General features: G+C 73.5%; 16 protein-coding genes and 1 tRNA gene. 16 read left to right on the top strand and 1 reads right to left on the bottom strand.

The window, feature by feature from the left end:
* Positions 1 to 164: 164 nt before the first annotated feature.
* The 3 genes from DEU31_RS14815 (at position 165) to DEU31_RS14805 (ending at position 2,303) form a co-directional block, all read left to right on the top strand.
* Positions 165 to 1,097: a M23 family metallopeptidase gene (locus DEU31_RS14815; RefSeq protein WP_243733854.1), complete on the top strand. Its 933-nt coding sequence runs from the start codon at positions 165 to 167 to the stop codon at positions 1,095 to 1,097.
* A complete protein-coding gene (tsaD, locus tag DEU31_RS14810; protein WP_010549613.1) occupies positions 1,094 to 2,152 on the top strand; it encodes a tRNA (adenosine(37)-N6)-threonylcarbamoyltransferase complex transferase subunit TsaD in 1,059 nt (352 codons plus the stop codon). Before DEU31_RS14815 ends, tsaD begins: the two co-directional genes overlap by 4 nt.
* 78 nt (positions 2,153 to 2,230) lie before the next feature.
* Positions 2,231 to 2,303, top strand: a tRNA-Arg gene (locus DEU31_RS14805).
* Positions 2,304 to 2,358: 55 nt separating this feature from the next.
* On the opposite strand, the gene DEU31_RS14800 is transcribed toward DEU31_RS14805, so the two are convergent.
* The gene (locus tag DEU31_RS14800; protein WP_133677682.1) at positions 2,359 to 4,635 is read right to left on the bottom strand and encodes a bifunctional alpha,alpha-trehalose-phosphate synthase (UDP-forming)/trehalose-phosphatase; all 2,277 of its coding nucleotides are present in this window, start codon (positions 4,633 to 4,635) and stop codon (positions 2,359 to 2,361) included.
* A 332-nt stretch (positions 4,636 to 4,967) separates the two neighbouring features.
* On the opposite strand from DEU31_RS14800, the gene lysA reads away from it, so the two are divergent.
* The 13 genes from lysA (at position 4,968) to DEU31_RS14735 (ending at position 20,919) form a co-directional block, all read left to right on the top strand.
* Positions 4,968 to 6,380, top strand: a complete 1,413-nt coding sequence (lysA, locus tag DEU31_RS14795; protein ID WP_010549611.1) for a diaminopimelate decarboxylase — start codon at positions 4,968 to 4,970, stop codon at positions 6,378 to 6,380.
* Positions 6,381 to 6,532: 152 nt separating this feature from the next.
* Positions 6,533 to 7,888 (top strand): homoserine dehydrogenase, encoded by a 1,356-nt coding sequence (locus DEU31_RS14790; RefSeq protein WP_010549610.1) that lies wholly within the window; start codon positions 6,533 to 6,535, stop codon positions 7,886 to 7,888.
* 4 nt (positions 7,889 to 7,892) lie between these two features.
* Positions 7,893 to 8,951, top strand: coding sequence for a threonine synthase (gene thrC / locus DEU31_RS14785; RefSeq protein ID WP_133677681.1), 1,059 nt, complete (start codon positions 7,893 to 7,895; stop codon positions 8,949 to 8,951).
* Positions 8,948 to 9,862 carry a homoserine kinase gene (gene thrB / locus DEU31_RS14780; RefSeq protein WP_010549608.1) on the top strand — a complete coding sequence of 305 codons (915 nt, stop codon included), beginning with the start codon at positions 8,948 to 8,950 and terminating at the stop codon, positions 9,860 to 9,862. The genes thrC and thrB overlap by 4 nt, the downstream gene beginning before the upstream one ends.
* A 342-nt stretch (positions 9,863 to 10,204) precedes the next feature.
* Positions 10,205 to 12,346 carry a transcription termination factor Rho gene (gene rho / locus DEU31_RS14775; protein ID WP_133677680.1) on the top strand — a complete coding sequence of 714 codons (2,142 nt, stop codon included), beginning with the start codon at positions 10,205 to 10,207 and terminating at the stop codon, positions 12,344 to 12,346.
* 271 nt (positions 12,347 to 12,617) lie between these two features.
* Positions 12,618 to 14,636 carry an aldo/keto reductase gene (locus tag DEU31_RS14770; RefSeq protein WP_133677679.1) on the top strand — a complete coding sequence of 673 codons (2,019 nt, stop codon included), beginning with the start codon at positions 12,618 to 12,620 and terminating at the stop codon, positions 14,634 to 14,636.
* A complete protein-coding gene (locus DEU31_RS14765; RefSeq protein WP_010549605.1) occupies positions 14,633 to 15,613 on the top strand; it encodes a LacI family DNA-binding transcriptional regulator in 981 nt (326 codons plus the stop codon). The genes DEU31_RS14770 and DEU31_RS14765 overlap by 4 nt, the downstream gene beginning before the upstream one ends.
* 191 nt (positions 15,614 to 15,804) lie before the next feature.
* Positions 15,805 to 16,017: a 50S ribosomal protein L31 gene (gene rpmE, locus DEU31_RS14760; protein ID WP_010549604.1), complete on the top strand. Its 213-nt coding sequence runs from the start codon at positions 15,805 to 15,807 to the stop codon at positions 16,015 to 16,017.
* 143 nt (positions 16,018 to 16,160) lie between these two features.
* Positions 16,161 to 17,297: a peptide chain release factor 1 gene (prfA, locus tag DEU31_RS14755; RefSeq protein WP_133677678.1), complete on the top strand. Its 1,137-nt coding sequence runs from the start codon at positions 16,161 to 16,163 to the stop codon at positions 17,295 to 17,297.
* Complete coding sequence (gene prmC / locus DEU31_RS14750; RefSeq protein ID WP_166649528.1) at positions 17,294 to 18,292, top strand: peptide chain release factor N(5)-glutamine methyltransferase; 999 nt, start codon at positions 17,294 to 17,296, stop codon at positions 18,290 to 18,292. Before prfA ends, prmC begins: the two co-directional genes overlap by 4 nt.
* A complete protein-coding gene (locus DEU31_RS14745; protein ID WP_133677677.1) occupies positions 18,289 to 19,335 on the top strand; it encodes an L-threonylcarbamoyladenylate synthase in 1,047 nt (348 codons plus the stop codon). The genes prmC and DEU31_RS14745 overlap by 4 nt, the downstream gene beginning before the upstream one ends.
* Positions 19,332 to 20,456: an MraY family glycosyltransferase gene (locus DEU31_RS14740; protein ID WP_010549600.1), complete on the top strand. Its 1,125-nt coding sequence runs from the start codon at positions 19,332 to 19,334 to the stop codon at positions 20,454 to 20,456. The genes DEU31_RS14745 and DEU31_RS14740 overlap by 4 nt, the downstream gene beginning before the upstream one ends.
* Positions 20,440 to 20,919 (top strand): hypothetical protein, encoded by a 480-nt coding sequence (locus DEU31_RS14735; protein WP_010549599.1) that lies wholly within the window; start codon positions 20,440 to 20,442, stop codon positions 20,917 to 20,919. The genes DEU31_RS14740 and DEU31_RS14735 overlap by 17 nt, the downstream gene beginning before the upstream one ends.
* Positions 20,920 to 21,050: the final 131 nt, after the last annotated feature.

The following is a 21,050-nucleotide window of genomic DNA, read 5'->3' as shown; positions in this document are numbered from 1 at the left end:
AATGACCCGGTCGCCTCGCTCGCTCAACGCGCTGACCTGCACATAGGTTGGTCGACGTTGTTCAGCGACGCGTACTTCCCCGTCCGGCGTCGCGCACGGGACAGCTGCCGTGCCCGAACGGATACACGGACGAGACTCGCAGTCGAAACGGAAGAGGATCTCAGGTGGCGAATCATCGCGCTGATGGACGCGCCGCGGTGCGCAAGCACCGTACGGTCGGAGGAACGCACCGCGACCACGCCCTGCCCGCGGGCGCCGTGAAGGCAGGCGTCCTCGGCGTCCTCGCCACCGCCACCATCGCTGCTCCTCTCGCCGCCGCCGCCGCGGGCGTCGACGAGGCCGCCCCGGCCGAGCCGATCGCCCAGGCCCCCGCCGCCGCACCGCAGGCCGCCGCCGCGATCGCCCCCGTGGCCCTGCCCGGCGCGACCGACGCCGCGGCCGCGACCACCGAGGCCGCCGTCGAGGAGCGCGCCGCCGAGGGCGACGCCGCGAGCCGCTCCGAGGAGCGCACCGCCCCCGCCGCCGCGGAGGACGCCGCCGAGGACGAGGTCGAGAGCACCGGCATCGAGGTCTCCGTGCCCGAGCCCGAGCCCGTCGTCACCGAGGCCGCCGCAGGCGCGGAGGGCGCCGCCGGCACCGCCTCCTCCGAGGGGACCGACTCCGTCGAGGGCTCCGACTCCGCTGAGGGCGAGGCCGTCGTCGGCAGCGACTCCGGCTACATCCGCCCCTCCTCCGGCCCCATCACCTCCGGCTACGGGGGCCGCATCCACCCCGTGCTCGGCTACTACAAGGGCCATGACGGCGTCGACTTCGGCGCCGCCTGCGGCGCCCCGGTCAAGGCCGCCAAGTCCGGCACCGTGGTCGCCGTGGAGTACCACCACGCCTCCGGCAACCGCGTGAAGATCGACCACGGCAACGGGGTCGTCACCGGCTACTACCACCTCCAGGGCTTCAACACCTCGGTGGGTGCGACCGTCGCCCAGGGCGACACCATCGGCTACGTCGGCTCGACCGGCCGCTCCACCGGCTGCCACCTCCACTTCGCGAAGATGGACGAGGCGGGCAACTACTCCGACCCGATGTCGCTGCTGCGGTGACCTCCTCCGGCGCGCCCGTCGTCCTCGGGGTCGAGTCCTCCTGCGACGAGACCGGCTTCGGGATCGTCTCGGACGGGGTCCTGCTGGGCCAGGGCCTCGCCTCGAGCGCCTCCCAGCACGCGATGTTCGGCGGCGTCGTCCCCGAGATCGCGGCCCGCGCGCACCTCGACGCGGTCGTCCCGACGCTGCAGATCGCCCTCGACGACGCGGGCGTGCAGGCGCGGGACATCACCCATGTCGCCGTGACCTCCGGTCCCGGCCTCGCCACCGCCGTCCACGTGGGGCTCGCCGCCGCGAAGTCCATCGCCTGGGCGCTGGACAAGCCTCTGTACGGGGTGCACCACCTCGCCGGCCATGCCGCCGCCGACACCCTCGAGCACGGCCCCCTGCCCGAGCAGTCCATCGTCCTGATCGTCTCCGGCGGGCACACCTCGATCCTCGCTGTCGGCGACCTCGTGCGCGACCCGATAGAGCACCTCGGCGACACCCTCGACGACGCCGCGGGGGAGGCCTTCGACAAGGTCTCCCGCCTGCTGGGCCTCGGCTACCCGGGCGGTCCCGCGATCTCCCGCGCCGCGATCGGCGGCGACCCCGCCGCCTTCGCCTTCCCTCGCGCCATGCTGCGGCCCCGGGACGCGCCCTTCACCTTCTCCTTCTCGGGGCTCAAGACCTCCGTGGCCCGCACCGTGGAGACCCTCGAGCGCGCCGGCGAGCCCGTGCCCGTCGCGGATATCGCCGCCTCCTTCGAGCAGGCCGTCGTCGACGTGCTGGTCACCAAGGCGCTGCGCGCCGTGCAGGAGCGCGGGCTGGACACCCTCGTCATCGTCGGAGGGGTCGCCGCGAACGCCCGCCTGCGGGCCGTCGCCCAGGAGCGCTGCGACGCCGTCGGGGTCGAGCTGCGGATCCCGCCGCCGCGGCTGTGCACCGACAACGGCGCGATGATCGCCGCGGTCGGCGACCTGCTGGTGCGCTCCGGCGCCGAGCCCAGCGGCCTCTCCATCGCCGCGGACCCCTCCGCCGTGCTCCACGGGGCCCAGCTCCCGCTGCTGCGGTGAGGTCCCTCTCACACCCGGCGCTCCGGGCCCCGCGCCCGGCCTGCCGCACCCCCAGGTGTTGCTAGACTCCTGGAGTCCGCCCGCGTAGCTCAGTGGATAGAGCGTCTGCCTCCGGAGCAGAAGGTCGTAGGTTCGAATCCTGTCGCGGGCACCGAGTTCCGAGCCGCGTCCCCGATCGGGGACGCGGCTCGAGTCGTCCCGGGGGCTCAGCCCTGCTCGCCGCGCAGCTTCCGCAGGCGCTGCAGCACCTCGCGCGCCGCGACGGTGTCCGCGATGCGCAGGGCCGCTGCGGTGTCGCCGCCGCCCACCTTCAGCGTGACGTCCTGCTCCTCGGCCGCGGCGAAGACGGACTCGTCGGTCACGTCGTCGCCGAGGTAGAGCCAGGCGTCGGAGGCGCTGGCCCGGGCGAGCGCGTCGACGGCGACGCCCTTGGACGTGTGCACCACCGAGAACTCGACGACCTCCTTGCCGGGGGTGACGGTCACGTCCGGCAGGGTGGTGGCGTACTCGAGCGCGGACTCGGTGGCGTTGATGCCGCCTCGGCCCCGGGCGCTGCGGGTGTGCAGCACCGCGGCGGTGGGCTTGGTCTCCACCTCGGTGCCCGGATGCGCTCGTGCGATCCGGCGCAGAGTCGCCGTGATCGTCGCGAGCAGCTCCTCCTTCTCCGGTGTCATCGACAGCGCGGAGCGGTCCAGCACCTCGGCCTGCATCCACGGCGGCAGCGCACCGACCTCCGCGCCGTGCGAGCCGACGAGCACCACGGAGCTCGGCATCTGCGTGTGCCGGTCCAGATCCTCGAGGGCGCGGCCGGAGACGAGCGCCACCGCGACGCCGGGCATCTCGGCCAGGTCCCGCAGCGCGCCGAGCGCCTCGGCATCGGGCTGGACCGCATCGCGGTCCTCGACGATCGGGGCGAGCACACCGTCGAAGTCCGAGGCGATCAGCAGGCGCGGAACGTCGGCGAAGGCGCGCAGCGCCTCGTCGATCTCCTCGGGTGCGCTGGGCTCGTCGCCGCGCAGCCTCACCACGGGCACCGCGGCCTGCGCTTCGCGCCCGGCGTGCTCGAGGTGCTCGAGGAAGTCGTGCGCCCAGGACTGCACGTCGTTCTCCATCACCTGATGGCGCAGGGAGCGCATCGCCTCCTCCTGCTCCTCCTCGGGCATCGCCAGGGCGCGCAGGATCGCGGACTTCAGCTCGTCGATGTCGTGGGGGTTCACCAGGACCGCCGCGCGCAGCTCGTCCGCGGCGCCGGCGAACTCGCTCAGCACCAGCACGCCCTGCAGGTCCGGACGGGAGGCGACGTACTCCTTGGCGACGAGGTTCATGCCGTCCCGCAGAGCGGTGACGAGCACCACGTCGGCGGCCATGAACAGCGCGGTCATCTCGCGGCGATCGAAGGAGTGGTGCTGGTAGGACACGGCCGGTCGGCCCAGCGGTGCGTGCTCGCCGTTGATGCGGCCGACGGTCAGCTCGACCTCGTCCCGCAGCTGCCGGTAGGCCTCCACCCGCTCCCGCGACGGCGTCGCGACCTGGATCATCACCGTGTCGTGGGGATCGATCAGACCGTCGTCCAGCAGCTCCCCCCAGGCCTTGAGCCGGTGGCGGATGCCCTTGGTGTAGTCGAGCCGGTCCACCCCGAGCACCACCTTCGCCGGGTCGCCCAGGTCGTGGCGCAGGGCCCGCGCACGCTCGCGGATCTCCTCGTCCTCGGTGAGCGCGGAGACGGCGGAGGAGTCGATCGAGATCGGGAAGGTGCGCACCTCGACCTCCCGCATCGGGGCGGCGCCGACGCCCGGCACCGAGATCGTCAACCCGTCCACGTGGTAGCCCAGCAGCTTCCGCACCGCGGCGACGAAGTTCAGCGAGTCGCTCTCGCGCTGGAAGCCGATCAGGTCCGCGCCGAGCAGCCCGCGCAGGATCGAGTTGCGCTTGGGCAGCTGGGAGAACAGCTCGACGGAGGGGAAGGGGATGTGGTTGAAGAAGCCGATCCGCGCGTCGGAGCGCTTCTCCCGGATCATCCGGGGCACGAGCTGCAGCTGGTAGTCGTGCACCCAGATCGTGCCGCCGGGGGCGGCGACGGGTGCGGCGGAGTCGGCGAAGCGGCGGTTCGTCGCGAGATAGGAGTCCCACCAGCCGCGGTGGAACTCGGGATCGACGATCACGTCGTGGTAGAGCGGCCACAGGGTCGCGTTGGAGTAGCCCTCGTAGTAGCGCTCCACGTCCTCCTGCTCGAGCCGCACCGGGTACAGGCTCATCCCGTCGGCCTCGAAGGGGGCGGGCGGCTCGCCCGGTGATCCGGCCCAGCCCACCCAGGCGCCGGAGTCCACCGTGCGCATCACCGACTCCATCGCGGTGACCAGGCCGCCGGGGCTGGTGACCCATTCGGTGGCCCCGTCGGGGAGGGTGCGGGAGTCGACGGGCAGGCGATTGGCGACGACGACCAGCTCGTGCGAGCGGTCCTGGGGGGTGGGGGTGGTGGGCACCGGTACTCCTTCACGGGTCGAGCACTGAGGCGGCGGAGCGTCGCGTCGGGCTCTCATGAACGGGCCCCCGCGGCACCCGCGCCGATGCTGCGAGCCTATCAAGTGCGATCGCTCACGCGCCGTCCGCCCCGGACTGTGCACTGGGTCCTCACCAGGCCCTTCATGCGCCCGCGACCAGTGCGGACGATATCCGACCGAACGGTGGGCGGGCCGGCGCGAGCTGTTCGCGGTGCGGACCCGCGCCCGCTCGGGCGGGCCGGGCTCGTACGATTCCGGGGCGCCGACGGCGCGGCCCGCCCGTGCGGCGGGCTCGAGCGAGACCAGGAGCCCCCATGCGCGCCCACGAAGCCGGTGCCCTCCACGGCAACGACGCGGCCCCCACGTGGCTGCCCTACCCCAGCGACGTCAACACCCTGATCGACGGCCTGTGGTCCCGCACCACCCGCCGCACCGAGGACGGCGCGGTCGAGGTGGGCGGGGTGAGCGTCGCCCGGATCGCCGAGGAGGTCGGCACCCCCGCCTTCGTGCTCGACGAGGACGACTTCCGCCACCGCGCCCGCGCCTTCCGCGACGCATTCGCCGAGGCCTTCCGCCCCCTCGCCGGGGCCGATGTGTACTACGCGGGCAAGGCCTTCCTGTGCGGCGCCGTCGCCCGCTGGGTCGAGGAGGACGGCCTGGGCCTGGACGTGTGCACCGGCGGCGAGCTCGCCGTCGCCCTGCGCGCCGGCTTCCCCGGCGAGCGGATCGCCCTGCACGGCAACAACAAGTCCCTCGCCGAGATCCGCCGCGCCCTCGAGGCGGGCGTGGGCCGGATCGTCGTGGACTCCCTGGACGAGATCGACCTGGTCGACGGGGTCGCCGCCGAGCTCGGCCTGCGCGCCGCCGTGATGCTGCGGGTGACCACGGGCGTGGAGGCGCACACCCACGAGTTCATCGCCACCGCCCACGAGGACCAGAAGTTCGGGCTCTCCCTCACCGGCGGCACGGCCTTCGAGGCCGTGCGCCGGGTCCTGGCCGCCGAGCACCTCGACCTCGTCGGCCTGCACTCCCACATCGGCTCCCAGATCTTCGACACGGGCGGCTTCGAGGTCGCGGCCCGGCGCGTGCTGGACCTGGTCGCGCAGGTGCGCGACGAGCTCGACCACACGATCACCCAGCTCGACCTGGGCGGCGGCTTCGGCGTCATGTACAACACCCAGCACACGCCCTCGACCCCGGAGGCCCTCGCCAGCGGGATCGCGGGGATCGTGGAGAAGCAGTGCCACGAGCTCGAGCTCGAGGTCCCTCACGTCTCCTTCGAGCCCGGCCGCGCGATCGCGGGCCCCTCCACCCAGACGCTCTACACCGTCGGCACCGTCAAGGACGTGCGGCTGGGCGGCCCGCACCACCGCGTCTACGTCTCCGTCGACGGCGGCATGAGCGACAACGTCCGCACCGCCCTGTACGACGCGGACTACTCCTGCCTGCTCTCGGGCCGCGTCTCCGAGGAGCAGCCCGAGGTGGTGCGCGTGGTCGGAAAGCACTGCGAGAGCGGCGACATCGTGGTCAAGGACGAGTACCTCCCCGCCGACGTGCGCCGCGGCGACCTGGTCTCCGTCCCGGTCACCGGCGCGTACTGCTACTCGCTCGCCTCGAACTACAACCACGTCCCGCGCCCGCCCGTGATCGCGGTGAAGGACGGGGAGATCCGCACCCTGATCCGTCGCGAGACGGAGGAGGACCTGCTCGGCCTCGACGTCGGCTGAGCCCGCCCCTCCCGCGAACCGCACGGCCCGGCCGTCCCGCCCCGACCAGGACGCCCGCGTTCATACGCGGTCACGCGGGCGCGGCCACCTCGGCTACAGTGCACACGCCCGCCCCTCCCGCCCGTCGGCCCCTGTGGAAGGACCCTTCGCAGATGTCACAGACCGTCCCGCAGCCTCCGGCGAGCCCGGACACCTCCTCCCTCCCCGCCCTGCGCGTGGCCGTGCTCGGCGCGGGCACGGTCGGCACCGAGGTGCTGCGCCTGATCGCGCAGCAGGGGGACGAGCTCGCCCACCGCATCGGCGCCCGCCTCGAGGTCATCGGGGTGGCCGTGCGCGACCGGACCAAGGATCGCGGCGAGCACGTGCCCGCCGCGCTGCTCACCGACGACCCCGGCGCCCTGGTGCGAGAGGCCGACCTCGTGATCGAGGTGATGGGCGGCATCGATCCGGCCCGTGCCCTGCTGCTGGAGGCGATGGAGCACGGCGCGAGCGTGATCACCGCGAACAAGGCGCTGCTCGCCCAGGACGGCGCCTCCCTCTACGAGGCCGCGGACGTGCACGGCGTGGACCTCTCCTTCGAGGCCGCCGTCGCCGGTGCCATCCCGCTGGTCCGTCCGGTGCGGGAGTCCCTCGCCGGGGACCGGATCCAGCGCGTGATGGGCATCGTCAACGGCACCACGAACTACATCCTCGACGCCATGACCCGCACCGGCGCCGACTTCGACGACGCGCTCGCGAGCGCGCAGGAGCTCGGCTACGCCGAGGCCGATCCGACGGCCGACGTCGAGGGCCACGACGCCGCGGCGAAGGCCTCGATCCTCGCGTCGCTGGCCTTCCACTCCCGGGTGCGCCTGGCCGACGTGCACTGCGAGGGCATCACCGCCGTCTCCGCGCAGGACATCGCCGCCGCCAGGCGGATGGGCCGCACGATCAAGCTGCTGTCGATCGTCGAGCGGGTCGAGGAGGAGAACGGGGAGCGGATCTCCGCCCGCGTCTACCCGGCGCTGATCCCCGACTCCCACCCGCTGGCCTCCGTCTCCGAGGCGTACAACGCGGTGTTCATCGAGGCCGAGGCGGCCGGCTCCCTGATGTTCTACGGCCAGGGCGCCGGCGGCGCGCCGACCGCCTCGGCGATCCTCGGCGACGTCGTCTCCGCGGCGCGCTCCCGCGTGCACGGGGGAGTGGGGCCGCGCGAGTCCCGCTACGCAGAGCTCGAGTCGGTCCCGCTCGAGGAGCTGCGCAGCGCCTTCTACATCTCGCTGACCGTGCAGGACCGTCCCGGCGTGCTCGCCGAGATCGCCGGGACCCTCTCGGGCTACGGCATCTCGATCTCGACGATCCACCAGGAGCTCCTCCACTCGCGGGAGGAGGGCTCCCAGTCCCTCGCCCACATCGGGATCAGCACCCACCGGGCGCTCGAGAGCGCGATGACCGCGTCGCTGGACATGTTCTCCTCGACCGCGACCGTGCTCAGCATCGACTCCGTCCTCCGCATCGAAGGAGATTGACCCCATGGCCCATCAGTGGCGCGGCGTCCTCGCCGAGTACCGCGAGCACCTGCCCTTCGAGGACGGTGACACCCTGCTGACCCTCGGGGAGGGCGGCACCCCGCTGGTCCCCGCCCCTGCGCTCTCCGAGCGCGTCGGCGCCGAGGTGCACGTGAAGGTCGAGGGCATGAACCCGACCGGCTCCTTCAAGGACCGCGGCATGGTCTCGGCGATGTCGCGGGCGGTCAGCGACGGCGCGACCGCGGTGGTGTGCGCCTCGACCGGCAACACCTCCGCCTCCGCCGCGGCCTACGCGACAGCGGCCGGCATCACCTGCGCGGTGCTGATCCCGCAGGGCAAGATCGCCGCGGGCAAGCTCGCCCAGGCCGTGGTGCACGGCGCGAAGCTGATCCAGGTCGACGGCAACTTCGACGACTGCCTCGAGATCGCCCGCAAGCTCGATGCGGAGCACCCGATCGAGCTGGTGAACTCCGTGAACCCCTTCCGGCTGCAGGGGCAGAAGACCGCCGCCTTCGAGGTCGCCGACGCGCTGGGCCGCGCCCCGGACATCCATGTCCTGCCGGTCGGCAACGCCGGGAACATCTCCGCCTACTGGATGGGATACAAGGAGTACCGCGAGAAGGGGATCACCGACTCGCTGCCGGCGATGTGGGGCTTCCAGGCCGCGGGCGCCGCCCCCTTCGTCGCCGGACACCCGATCGCCGACCCCGAGACGATCGCGACCGCGATCCGCATCGGCGCCCCCGCCTCCTGGCACCTGGCCGTCGAGGCCCGCGACGACTCCGGCGGCCTGATCGACGCGGTCTCCGACCAGCAGATCCTCGACGCCCAGAAGCTGCTCGCCGGCGAGGTGGGGATCTTCGTGGAGCCGGCCTCCGCCGCGGGCGTGGCCGGGCTGCTGCAGCAGGCCGAGCGCGGGCAGGTGCCCGCCGGTGCGACGATCGCGATCACCGTGACCGGCAACGGCCTGAAGGACACCGACACCGCCCTCACCCAGCACGACCTCACCTCGACGGTGGTGCCGGTGGACATCGCGGCGGCCGCGGAGGCCATCGGGCTGTGAGGATCCAGCACACGCAGGTGACCGTGCAGGTCCCCGCGACCTCCGCGAACCTCGGCCCGGGCTTCGACACCCTGGGCCTGGCGCTGGACCTGTGCGACGAGCTGAGCGTCCGGGCGACCACCGGCGGTCTCGAGATCACCGTCGACGGAGAGGGCGCGGGCTCCGTGCCCCACGGCGAGGAGCACCTGGTGGTGCGGGCCCTGCGACGCGGCCTCGACCACGCCGGCGCTCCCCAGAGCGGGCTGGCCCTGCACGCCGTGAACCGGATCCCGCACGGCCGCGGGCTGGGCTCGAGCGCCGCGGCGACCGTGGCCGGGCTGCTGCTCGCCCGCGGGATGATCTCGGAGCCGGAGGCGCTCGACGACGAGACGGTGCTCCAGCTCGCCACCGAGTTCGAGGGCCATCCCGACAACGCCGCGCCCGCGCTGCTGGGCGGACCGGTGCTCTCCTGGATGCAGGGACCTCTCGCGCGGGCGGTGCCGCTGCACCACGCCGCGGACGTGCTGCGCCCCGTGGTGCTGCTGCCCACCGCGACGCTGTCCACCCACCGGGCGCGGGGCCTGCTGCCCGCGGAGGTGCCGCACGCCGACGCCGTGTTCAACGCCTCGCGGGCCGCGCTGCTGGTCCACGCCCTGGCCGGAGCGCCGGAGCTCCTGATGGAGGCGACCGAGGACCGGCTCCACCAGGAGCAGCGCGCCCCCGGCATGCCGGAGAGCGTCGAGCTGATGAGGGTGCTGCGCCAGGAGGGGCATCCCGCGGTGGTCTCGGGCGCCGGCCCCTCCGTGCTCGTGATGGCGGGCAGCCGCCGCGAGCTCGCACCGCTGGTGCGCCGCTTCGTCCGCGATCCCGCGGGCTGGCGGATCGCCGAGGTGGCGCTGCGTGAGCAGTCCTCGGCCCCTGTGGTAGGTTGACCCTGCGTCCAGGCGACATCGCACGACGCTGATCCCTGCACCATGGTCCCCTCGGGGGATCCTCTGCGCAGATCTCCGCGCCCCCGATGTGCTCGCTGAGCTGTCTCTCCGAGCAGCGCCGCGCACGGTCCCCGCATCTCCTCGTCGAGATGCCCCATGGGTCCGTTCGCCGCCCTCGACGCACCCCGAAGCACACCGGCAGGTCGGTCGCGGATGCCCCGCACCGCGGACGAACCCCCTGCACGGACCCGCCGCCGCAGCGCCCGGGCACGTTCCCCGGCCCTGAGCGGCATCCAGACCAGACATGAACCGGCGCGGCCGGTTCGACAGGAAGGAACCCGGGTGAACGACACCACCTCCGGCGCGGATCTCGCGGCGAAGAAGCTCCCCGAGCTGCAGGCCATGGCCGCCGAGCGCGGCATCAAGGGGGCCCGGCGACTGCGCAAGGGCGAGCTGATCGAGGCGCTCCGTGGGGGAGCGGTCCCTGCCTCGGCCGGCGCCTCCGCCCCTGCTCAGAGCGCCCCGGCGCCCGCCGCGGAGCCCACCGCTCCCACGTCGTCAGCGGCGACGTCCGCCGCCTCGGCGCCCGCCGATGCCGCCTCCTCCGCTCCCGAGGCCGCCGGCTCGTCCGACGCGGCCTCCGAGCGTCCCCGCACCCGCTCCCGCTCGCGCAGCACCCGCGAGGCCTCCGTCCCCGAGGCGACCGCCCCCGATCTGGGCATCGAGCTGCCCGACCGCAGCGCCGCCCGCGAGGACTCGGGCACGCAGCAGGGCGGCCGCGGCCGCCGCGGTGACCAGCAGGACCAGGGCGGACGCGACCAGCAGGGTCGCGACCAGCAGGGTCGTGACCAGCAGAACCGCGACCAGCAGGGTCGTGACCAGCAGAACCGCGACCAGCAGAACCGCGACCAGCAGAACCGCGACCAGCAGAATCGCGACCAGCAGCAGCGCGGTGGCCAGGGCCGCGGCGAGCAGCAGAACCGCGACGGCCAGCAGAACCGCGACGGTCAGCAGAACCGCGGCCGGAACAACGAGCAGGGCGGGTCCCCGCGCCGCCGCCTCGAGGACATCGAGCTTCCCGACCGATCGGGCGAGCAGCAGGACGGCCAGGGCGGCGACGGCTACGACGACGACCGCCGCGGTCGCTCGCGCAGCCGCAGCCGCTCGCGCGACCGCAAGCGCCGCGGCCGCGGCGGCGAGCAGGGCGGTCAGGGCGGCCAGAACCAGCAGGGCGGTCAGGGCTCGCAGGACGACAACGAGGTCCGCGAGGGCGACGAGCTGATGACCATCGCGGGCATCCTCGACATCCGCGACAACCACGCCTACGTGCGCACCACCGGCTACCTGCCCGGCCCGAGCGACGTCCAAGTCACGATGAACCAGGTCCGCAAGTACGGCCTGCGCAAGGGCGATGCTGTGACCGGCCAGGTCAAGGCTCCCCGCGAGGGCGAGGAGCAGCGCGTCGAGCAGGTCCAGCACCACGGCGGCGGCCGCAACCGCCGCGGCAAGGGCGGCCAGAACCAGGGCAAGTTCGCCGCGCTCGTGCAGGTCGACACCGTCAGCGGCATGCCCGTCGAGCGGGCCCGCCAGCGGGTGGACTTCTCCAAGCTCACCCCGCTGTACCCGGACGAGCGCCTGCGCCTGGAGACCGCGCAGAACTCCGTCGCACCGCGGATCATCGACCTCGTCTCGCCGATCGGCAAGGGCCAGCGCGGCCTCATCGTCGCGCCCCCGAAGGCCGGCAAGACGATCATCATGCAGCAGATCGCCAACGCGATCACCGCGAACAACCCCGAGGTCCACCTCATGGTCGTGCTCGTCGACGAGCGCCCCGAGGAGGTCACCGACATGCAGCGCACGGTCAAGGGCGAGGTCATCGCCTCGACCTTCGACCGCCCCGCCTCGGACCACACCATCGTCGCCGAGCTCGCGATCGAGCGCGCGAAGCGCCTGGTGGAGCTGGGCAAGGACGTCGTGGTGCTGCTGGACTCGCTCACCCGCCTCTCCCGCGCCTACAACCTCGCGGCCCCGGCCTCCGGTCGGATCCTCTCCGGCGGCGTGGACGCCTCGGCGCTGTACCCGCCCAAGCGCTTCTTCGGCGCGGCGCGCAACATCGAGCACGGCGGCTCGCTCACCATCCTCGCCTCGGCGCTGGTGGAGACCGGCTCGAAGATGGACGAGGTGATCTTCGAGGAGTTCAAGGGCACCGGCAACATGGAGCTGCGCCTGTCCCGCCACCTCGCCGACAAGCGGATCTTCCCGGCGGTGGACGTCAACGCCTCCGGCACCCGCCGCGAGGAGGTGCTGATGGGCAAGGACGAGCTCTCGATCATGTGGAAGCTGCGCCGGGTCCTCGGCGCCCTTGAGCAGCAGCAGGCGCTCGAGCTGCTGCTGGAGCGGGTCAAGAAGACCCAGTCCAACACCGAGTTCCTCATGACGGTCCAGAAGAACACCCCGAGCGTGGGGGCGCGCAGCGGCGAATGATCCCGCTGCCGCCACGGCCGACGGACGGGCCGGGAGCGCTGCCCTGCGCAGCGGTCCCGGCCCGTCCGTGCGTGAGCGGTCGTTCCGGGGCGCGCCGTCCCGGCGGGGACGGGCGCATCCGATCCGGCGAGCTCCGGGGAAGCGCTTGTGACCGGTCGTCGGAGCGGCTACCGTAAGGGATGGTGAACGTTCACGACGAGCGGGCCCTCCAGGTCGCGTCGCCGAGCGTCCACGGCCGACGACGCCCGCCCCCATCGAAGGATCCCGCCCCATGAGCACCTCCTCCACCCCGTTCCGCTGGGCCGTCCTCGGCCCCGGGGCGATCGCCCGCCGCTTCGCCTCCCAGCTGCCCGACTCGGCCGAGGGCGTCCTCGTCGCCGTCGGCAGCAGCTCGCCCGAGCGGGCCCGCGCCTTCGCGGAGGAGTTCGCGCTCGAGGGGCCCGCGCTCGTGGGCGACTACGAGCAGGTCCTCGCCAGCGACGAGGTCGACGCCGTCTACGTCTCCACCGTGCACACCGGCCACGCCCGTCTCGCCGCCGCCGCCCTCGAGGCCGGCAAGCACGTGCTCGTCGAGAAGCCGCTGACCCCGAACTCCGGCACCACCATGGCGCTGCTCGACCTCGCCGCCCGCTCCGGGAAGGTGCTGCTCGAGGCGTACATGTACCGCTTCCACCCCCAGACCGTGCGGGTCCTCGAGCTCGTGGCCGAGGGCGCGATCGGCGAGCTCGTCCACGTCGACGCCTCCTTCGCCTTCGACACCGGATCCCGCAGCGGCCGCCTCTTCGACACCGCCACTGCCGGCGGCGGGATCCTCGACGTGGGCTGCTACCCGCTCTCGCTCGCCCGCTTCGTGGCCGGCGCCGCCGTGGGCCGTCCCTCCGTCGAGCCCGCCTCGCTCACCGGCCGCGGCACGATCGGGGAGACCGGGGTCGACGAATGGGCCGTCGCCGAGCTGAGCTTCCCCGGCGGCGCGACCGCCTCCCTGCGCACCGGCGTGCGCCTGGCCGATCCGCAGTCCGCGACGATCACCGGCTCCCGCGGCGTGATCCGCCTGTCGGACCCGTGGGGTCTCGGCGAGGAGCAGGTGATCGAGCTCGATGTGGTGGGGGAGGAGCCGCGCCGGCTCGAGATCCCCCGCGCCTCCGCCTACGCGCTGGAGGCCGATGCGCTCGTCCGCGCGGCCCGCGAGGGCGGTGAGGTCCCCGAGCTCACCGCCGAGAGCTCCCTCGGCCAGGCCCGGGCCCTGGACGCCTGGCGCGAGGAGCTCTCGCTGCGCTTCCCCTTCGAGGCCGACACCGCCGACATTCCCACCCTCACCGGCCGGCCGCTGCAGGCCGGCAGCGTGCCCACCGGCGCCGGGGTGCCCATGGCCTACGGCAGCATCCCGGGCGTGGGCAAGCAGGTCTCCCGCCTCGTGATGGGCTGCGACAACCAGACGAACCTCACCCACGCCTCGGCGATGTTCGACGCCTTCTTCGAGATGGGCGGCACCACCTTCGACACCGCCTACATCTACGGCGGCGGGTACATCGAGAAGCTCGTGGGGCAGTGGATCCGCAATCGCGGCGTGCGCGAGGACGTCGTGATGATCACCAAGGGCGCGCACACCCCGTACTGCGATCCGGAGTCCCTCACCCGCCAGCTCGAGGAGTCCCTCGAGAGGCAGGGCACCGACTACGCGGACCTGTACATGATGCACCGCGACAACACCGACATCCCCGTCGGCGAGTTCGTGGACGTCATGGACGAGCACCTGCGCGCGGGCCGGATCCGCGCCTACGGCGGCTCGAACTGGACCCCGGAGCGGGTCGACGAGGCCAACGCCTACGCGAAGGCCAACGGCCGCACGGGCTTCACCATCCTCTCGAACCACTTCGGCCTCGCCGAGGCGCTGGACGTGCCGTGGGCGGGCTGCGTGCACGCCACCGATCCGGACTCCAAGGCCTGGCTCGAGGAGCGGGGCATCGCCCTCCTGCCCTGGTCCTCCCAGGCCAGGGGCTTCTTCACCGGCCGCGCCCACCCCGAGGACCGCTCGGACGCCGAGCTCGTGCGCTGCTACTACAGCGACGAGAACTTCGAGCGCCTCGCCCGCGCGGAGGAGCTCGGCGCCGAGCGCGGCGTGCCCGCCACCGCGATCGCGCTCGCCTTCGTGCTGCACCAGCAGTTCCCGACCTTCGCCCTGTTCGGGCCGCGCAGCATCGGCGAGATGCGCTCCTCGACCCTCGGACTCGGCGTCCAGCTCAGCGCCCAGGAGATGGCCTGGCTCGACCTGCGCTCCCCGTCCCGATGAGCAGGCAGGGCCGGCGGGCGACGATCATCGACGTCGCCGCCCGCGCCGGGGTCTCGCGGCAGACGGTCTCGCGGGCGCTGAACGACATGCCCGGCATCAGCGGCGAGACTCGCGAGAGGGTGCTCGCCGCCGCGAAGGAGCTGAACTACCGGCCCTCCCGCTTCGGGCGGGGACTGGTCGAGCAGGGACCGACGACGCTCGGTCTCGTCGTCGGCCGGCTCTCGAACACCTACTACGCGGAGCTCGGTGCGGCTGTGGTGCGCGCCTGCGCCCCGCACGGCTGGAACGTCGTCCTGGCCGAGGCGGGCGACGCCCCGCAGCCCGAGAAGGTCGCCGCGGACCTCTCACGTCGCGTGGACGCGCTGGTCGGCTACGGCGTGGCGACCGCCGGGATCCGCGGCGGCGGCATGCCGATCGTGCAGGTCGACGGCACGCCCGAGCAGATCGACCAGGCCGGCGTGCTCGAGCTGCCGCGCACGGAGGCGATGGCGGACCTCGCCGCGCACCTGCGGGAGCGGGGCGTGCGGCGCCCCGTCGTGCTCGACCACGGCACGAAGGAGACCGACGAGCGCACCCGCGCCCTCGTCGGCGCCCTGTCGGGCCTCGCCCCGGGCGGGGAGGTGCCCGTGCGCACCGTCCACCCCCACGAGGGGCACGAGGAGGCGCTGCCGGAGCTCCTCGCAGGGGGCACCGACGCGCTGGTCGCCTTCAACGACGAGCTCGCCGTGCGGATGCTGCGCGCCCTGCGCCGCTCCGGCATCGAGGTGCCCTCCCGGGTGCGCGTGACCGGGGTGGACGGCCTCGAGATCTCGACCCTGGTCTCCCCGGAGCTGACCACGCTCGCCCTGGACATCGACCGCGTCGCCCGGGAGGCCGTCGAGCTGGTCGCCGGGATGCTCGAGGGTACGGTGCCGCTGCGGGGCGAGGAGGCCCACCGCCGGGTCGACTACCGGCTCGTGGTGCGCGAGTCGACCTGAGCGCCCCGTGGGCGGGTCTGCAGGGCGGGGGCCGCGCCCGACGGGCGCATCCGCCGTCGGCTGCTGCGATGTTGCGCACGCCGCACCGCGAGCCCTCGCCCCGCCCCGCCCCGGCGTGGCAGACTGTGACGTCGGTTCTGGTTCACGGCGCCCGCCGGGCACCGACCCAGCGACCCCGAGCAAGGAGAGACATGAAGGCTGACATCCACCCCGCATACGTCGAGACCCAGGTGACCTGCACCTGCGGCAACACGTTCACCACCCGCAGCACCAAGACCGACGGCGCCATCAGCACCGAGGTCTGCTCCGCGTGCCACCCCTTCTACACCGGCAAGCAGAAGATCCTGGACACCGGCGGCCGCGTCGCCCGCTTCCAGGCCCGCTACGGCAAGAAGAACTCCTGACCGGAGTGTCAGCGGCGAGGGTCACGGCCGCCTGCGCGGCCTGATCCACGCACAGCAGGTCTCCGACGCCGGTGCGCGCCCCAGGGCGTGCACCGGCGTCGTCGCGTGCAGGCGGGATCTGCAGGAACCGGGGAGGAGCACGGATGAGCGAGCACGAGGACGGCGACCGACTGGCGACCCTGCGGCGGGAGCACGCCTCCCTGCAGGCATCGATGGCGGACCCGACGCTGCACGACGACCCGGCCCGGGCCCGTCGCGTCGGCCGACGCTATGCGGAGCTCGAGGGGATCCTGGAGGCCGCGGGCCGCGTGTCCTCCACGGCCGATAATCTCGCCACCGCCCGTGAGCTCGCCGAGCTGGGGGAGGACGACGAGGAGCTCGCCGCCGAGACCGAACGGCTCGCCGAGTGCCTCCGGACCGAGCGCGCGCACCTCGAGGACCTGCTCGCCCCCCGCGACCCCGACGACTCCCGCGACGTGATCCTGGAGATCAAGGCCGGCGCCGGCGGCGAGGAGTCCGCGCTGTTCGCCGCCGAGATGCTGCGGATGTACCGCTCCTTCGCGGACGCCCGCGGCTGGCGCACCGAGGTGCTGACCTCCTCCGAGACCGAGCTCGGCGGTCTGAAGGACGTCACCGTCGCGATCGCCGCCCGTGGCGCCAGCGCACCGGGAGAGGGCGTCTACGCGCACCTCAAGCACGAGGCCGGGGTCCACCGCGTCCAGCGGGTCCCGGTCACCGAGTCCCAGGGCCGCATCCACACCTCCGCCGTCGGCGTGCTGGTGCTGCCCGAGGCCGACGAGACCGACGAGTCCGAGCTGCTGGCCGAGGCGATGGCGCCCGCGAACCTGCGCATCGACGTCTTCCGCTCCTCCGGCCCCGGCGGCCAGAGCGTGAACACCACCGACTCCGCCGTGCGGATCACGCACGTGCCCACGGGACTGGTGGTCTCCTGCCAGGACCAGAAGAGCCAGCTGCAGAACCGCGAGCAGGCCCTACGGATCCTGCGCACCCGGCTGCTGGACGCGCGCCGCGCCGAGCAGGAGGCGGCCTCCTCCGCCGCGCGCCGCTCCCAGGTGCGCACCGTCGACCGCAGCGAGCGGATCCGCACCTACAACTTCCCCGAGTCGCGGGTCGCCGACCACCGCACCGGCTACAAGGCGAACAACCTCGCGCAGGTCCTCGCCGGCGACCTCGGCGACCTGATCGACTCCTCCCGCCGCGCCGAGCGCGAGGCCCGGCTGGCCGAGGCGGCCCGCGAGGGCACGGAGGACCCGGCATGAACGGCACGGCGGAGGGCGCCGAGCAGACCCGGGCCGACGGCGGGAGCCCCGGCGGCCGGGCACCTGGTGGAGAGGCTCCCGGGGGAGGGACCCCCGGAGGACGGACGCGCCTCCGCCTGCGCGCCGCCCTCGCCGGGACCACCGCGCGCCTCGGCGCGGCGGGCGTCCCCTCGCCGAGCGTCGACGCCCGGGCGCTGATCGCCCACGCCGCACGCACGGACCGGCCGCTCGTCCTGCTCGACGAGATCCCGGAGGACTTCGACGCGCGCCTCGAGGCCGCGACCGCACGGCGTGAGGCGCGCGAGCCGCTGCAGCTGATCCTCGGCCGCGCCCCGTTCCGCCGCCTCGAGCTGCGGGTGCGCCCCGGCGTGTTCATCCCGCGGCCGGAGACGGAGCTCGCCCTGGACCTGCTGCTCGAGCACGCGAGCGGCCCGCTCGAGCAGATCGTGGACCTCTGCACCGGCAGCGGCGCGCTCGGCGCGGCCGTGCTCGACGAGCTGCCCGGCGCCCGCGTCCTGGCGGTCGAGGTCGACGGCGCCGCCGCGGAGCTCGCCGCCGAGAACCTCGAGCTCGCCGGTCCCGGCCGCGGCCGGGTGCTGCACGCCGACCTGCTGGGGGAGGTCCCGGAGCTCGCCGCGGCGGCCCCCGTCGACGCCGTGCTCTCGAACCCGCCCTACATCCCCGCCGGCGCCGTGCCCCAGGACCCCGAGGTCCTCGCGCACGACCCGCACCGCGCCCTCTTCGGCGGGGGAGAGGACGGTCTCGCGGTCCCGCGCGCCGTCGTGGCCTGGGCGGCGCGGCTGCTGCGACCCGGCGGCCTGCTCGTGATGGAGCACGCCGACGTGCAGGGCGGGGCGACGCGCGCCCTTGCCCGCGACCACGGCGGCTTCGAGGGGATCCTCACGGCCCCCGACCTCACCGGACGCGACCGTTTCCTGATCGCGCGCCGTCGTGCATCGGAGTCGCAGGACGGACGTGGGAGACTGTCACGGTGAGCGTGCACGACACCCAGAACCCAGAGACCCGCGAGGACGCCCTCGCCGCCGCCGTCGACGCCGTGCGGGGCGGTGGTCTCATCGTCCTGCCGACCGACACCGTCTATGGGATCGGCGCCGATGCGTTCACCCCGCAGGCCGTGCAGGACCTGCTCGAGGCGAAGGGCCGCGGCCGCGACACCCCGCCGCCCGTGCTGATCGGCGACCACGCCGTGCTGATGGCGCTGGCGACGGACCTGCCCGAGTACGTCGAGGACCTCGCCGAGGCGCTCTGGCCCGGTGCGCTGACCATCATCCTCACCGCCCAGCCCTCGCTCACCTGGGACCTGGGCGAGACCCGCGGCACCGTCGCGCTGCGCATGCCGGAGGACGAGACCGCGCTCGAGCTGCTGCGCCGCACCGGCCCGCTCGCCGTCTCCAGCGCGAACCGCCACGGCAAGCCGGCGGCGACCTCCGTGCTCGACGCCGCGACCCAGCTCGGCGACGCGGTCGAGGTGTACCTCGACGGGGGCGCCGCCCGGATCGGCGCGAGCTCCACGATCCTCGACGCCACCGTCACGCCCGCCGAGATCGTGCGCGAGGGCGCCATCACGAAGCAGCAGATCATCGACGTGGTCGGCGACATCTTCACCGCCCCCGAGCCCGAGCCCTCCGAGGAGGAGGCCGAGGACGCGGCAGGGGAGCAGGGCGAGGACGGCGAGCCCGGGACCTCGACGGAGAGCGCCGAGAGCGCCTCCGACGCCGCACCCGCCGGCGAGGCCGACGGGGACGCCCCCTCCGTCCTCGACCTGCCCTCCGAGCCCGAGCTCGAGAGCGTCCCGCAGGGCCCGGCCGAGACGCCGCTGGCCGCTCCCGGCGAGGACGCCGCCGCGCCGTCGGACGTCGCGCCCTCCACCTCCGAGCCCTCGACCGCTGAGGCCTCGACCGCCGGATCGGACTCCGGGTCCCCGGTCTCCGAGCCCTCGACCTCCGGGTCGACGGCCGCCGCGCCGGAGGACCGGCCGGACGACGGCCCCGCCCGCCCGGAGCACATGCCCGGGTGAGGATCTACCTGTTCCTGCTGCTGCTCGCGGCGGCGGTCACCTTCCTGGTGACGCCCGCGGTGCGGCTGCTGGCCCGGCGCGCCGGGGCGATGACCGCGGTGCGGGAGCGCGACGTTCACGACGCCGTCACCCCGCGCCTGGGAGGGCTGGCGATGCTCACCGGCGTGGTCGCCGCGATGCTGATCGCGAGCAACGTGCCCTTCCTCGAAGGGCTCTTCCACGATTCCCGCCAGCCCTGGGCCATTCTCTCGGCCGCGGCGCTGGTGTGTCTGCTCGGCGCGGCCGACGACCGCTGGGACCTCGACTGGATGACCAAGCTCGCCGGCCAGGTGCTCGCCGCGCTGCTGCTCGCCTGGCAGGGGGTGAGCCTGGTGACCCTCCCGATCAACGGCATGACCGTCCTGTCGGGGCGCGCGGCGCTGATCCTCACGGTCCTCGTGGTGGTGGTCAGCATGAACGCCGTGAACTTCGTCGACGGCCTGGACGGCCTCGCCGCCGGCGTGATGGCGATCGGCGGCTCCGCCTTCTTCTACTACGCGTACATGCTCACGCGCGACACCTCGGCCTCCGACTACTCCTCGCTCGCCGCGCTGCTGACCGCCGTGATGATCGGGGCCTGTCTGGGCTTCCTGCCGCACAACCTCACGCGAGCCCGGATCTTCATGGGGGACTCGGGCTCGATGCTGCTGGGCCTGCTGCTCGCGGCCTCCACGATCGCCGTCACCGGCCAGGTCGACCCCGTGACCCTCTCCGGCGCAGACTTCTTCGGTCAGTTCCTGCCGATCCTGCTGCCGATCGGCGTGATGGTGATCCCCATCCTCGACTTCGGCCTCGCCGTGGTGCGACGGATCGGCTCGGGGAAGTCCCCCTTCCACGCCGACAAGGCGCACCTGCACCACCGCCTGCTGGGCCTGGGGCACTCCAAGCGCACCGCGGTGCTGATCATGTACACCTGGACGATCGTGATCTGCGTGGGCCTGCTGCTCCCGCTGATGGCCCCGCGGCACGTGGTCGGGATCTTCTGGGCGATCGGGATGCTCCTGGCCGTCCTGCTCACCTTCGACCCGCTCAGATGGCGGCCCGGCCGCCACCGGAAGGACTCCGATGCCCGCTCAGCCTGAGACCCCCGCCTCCTCGAGCCCGCGCTCCCCGCGGCGCGCCGCGAGCGACCGCTCCATGCAGCGAGCGACGCTGATCGCCGCCGGCGTCGGCCTGGTCGCCGATCTCGTCCTGCTCGCGATCGCGGCGATCCGCCCCGAGAGCGCCGCCCTGCTCGGCGCGCTGGTGGGCACCGGGCTCACCCTGGCGATCGTCCTCCCGACCGTCGCGATCACCTTCGCCGGGCCCCGCCTCACCCCGGTGAGCATGGCCGCGACCGTGCTGGGCTCCTGGGCGGTCAAGATGTTCGCTGTGATCCTGGTCCTACTGCTGGTCAGGGACGTCGACTCCGTCTCGAGCACATGGATCGGGCTCGCACTGCTGGTCGGTGCGGTCTCGGCCGTCCTCATCGAGGCCGTGGTGCTGGCCCGCACTCGGCAGCCGCTCGATGTGGACCCTGCCGGGAGCCCCGACGAGCACTCCTAGGACCCAGGCCGGAAGGCGATCCTCTGTTATGCTTCACGAGGTGTTCGAGCGCTGATCACGGTGCATAACCGGGAGCGGGCCGAGCACTGATCGACCAGCCGGGCCGCCCCGTCCACGTCCATCGTTGGACA

It is taken from the genome of Brachybacterium sp. AG952 (genome assembly GCF_004362645.1).
Taxonomy (GTDB): Bacteria; Actinomycetota; Actinomycetes; order Actinomycetales; family Dermabacteraceae; genus Brachybacterium; species Brachybacterium conglomeratum.
This window is presented reverse-complemented; position numbering and strand designations above follow the sequence as displayed.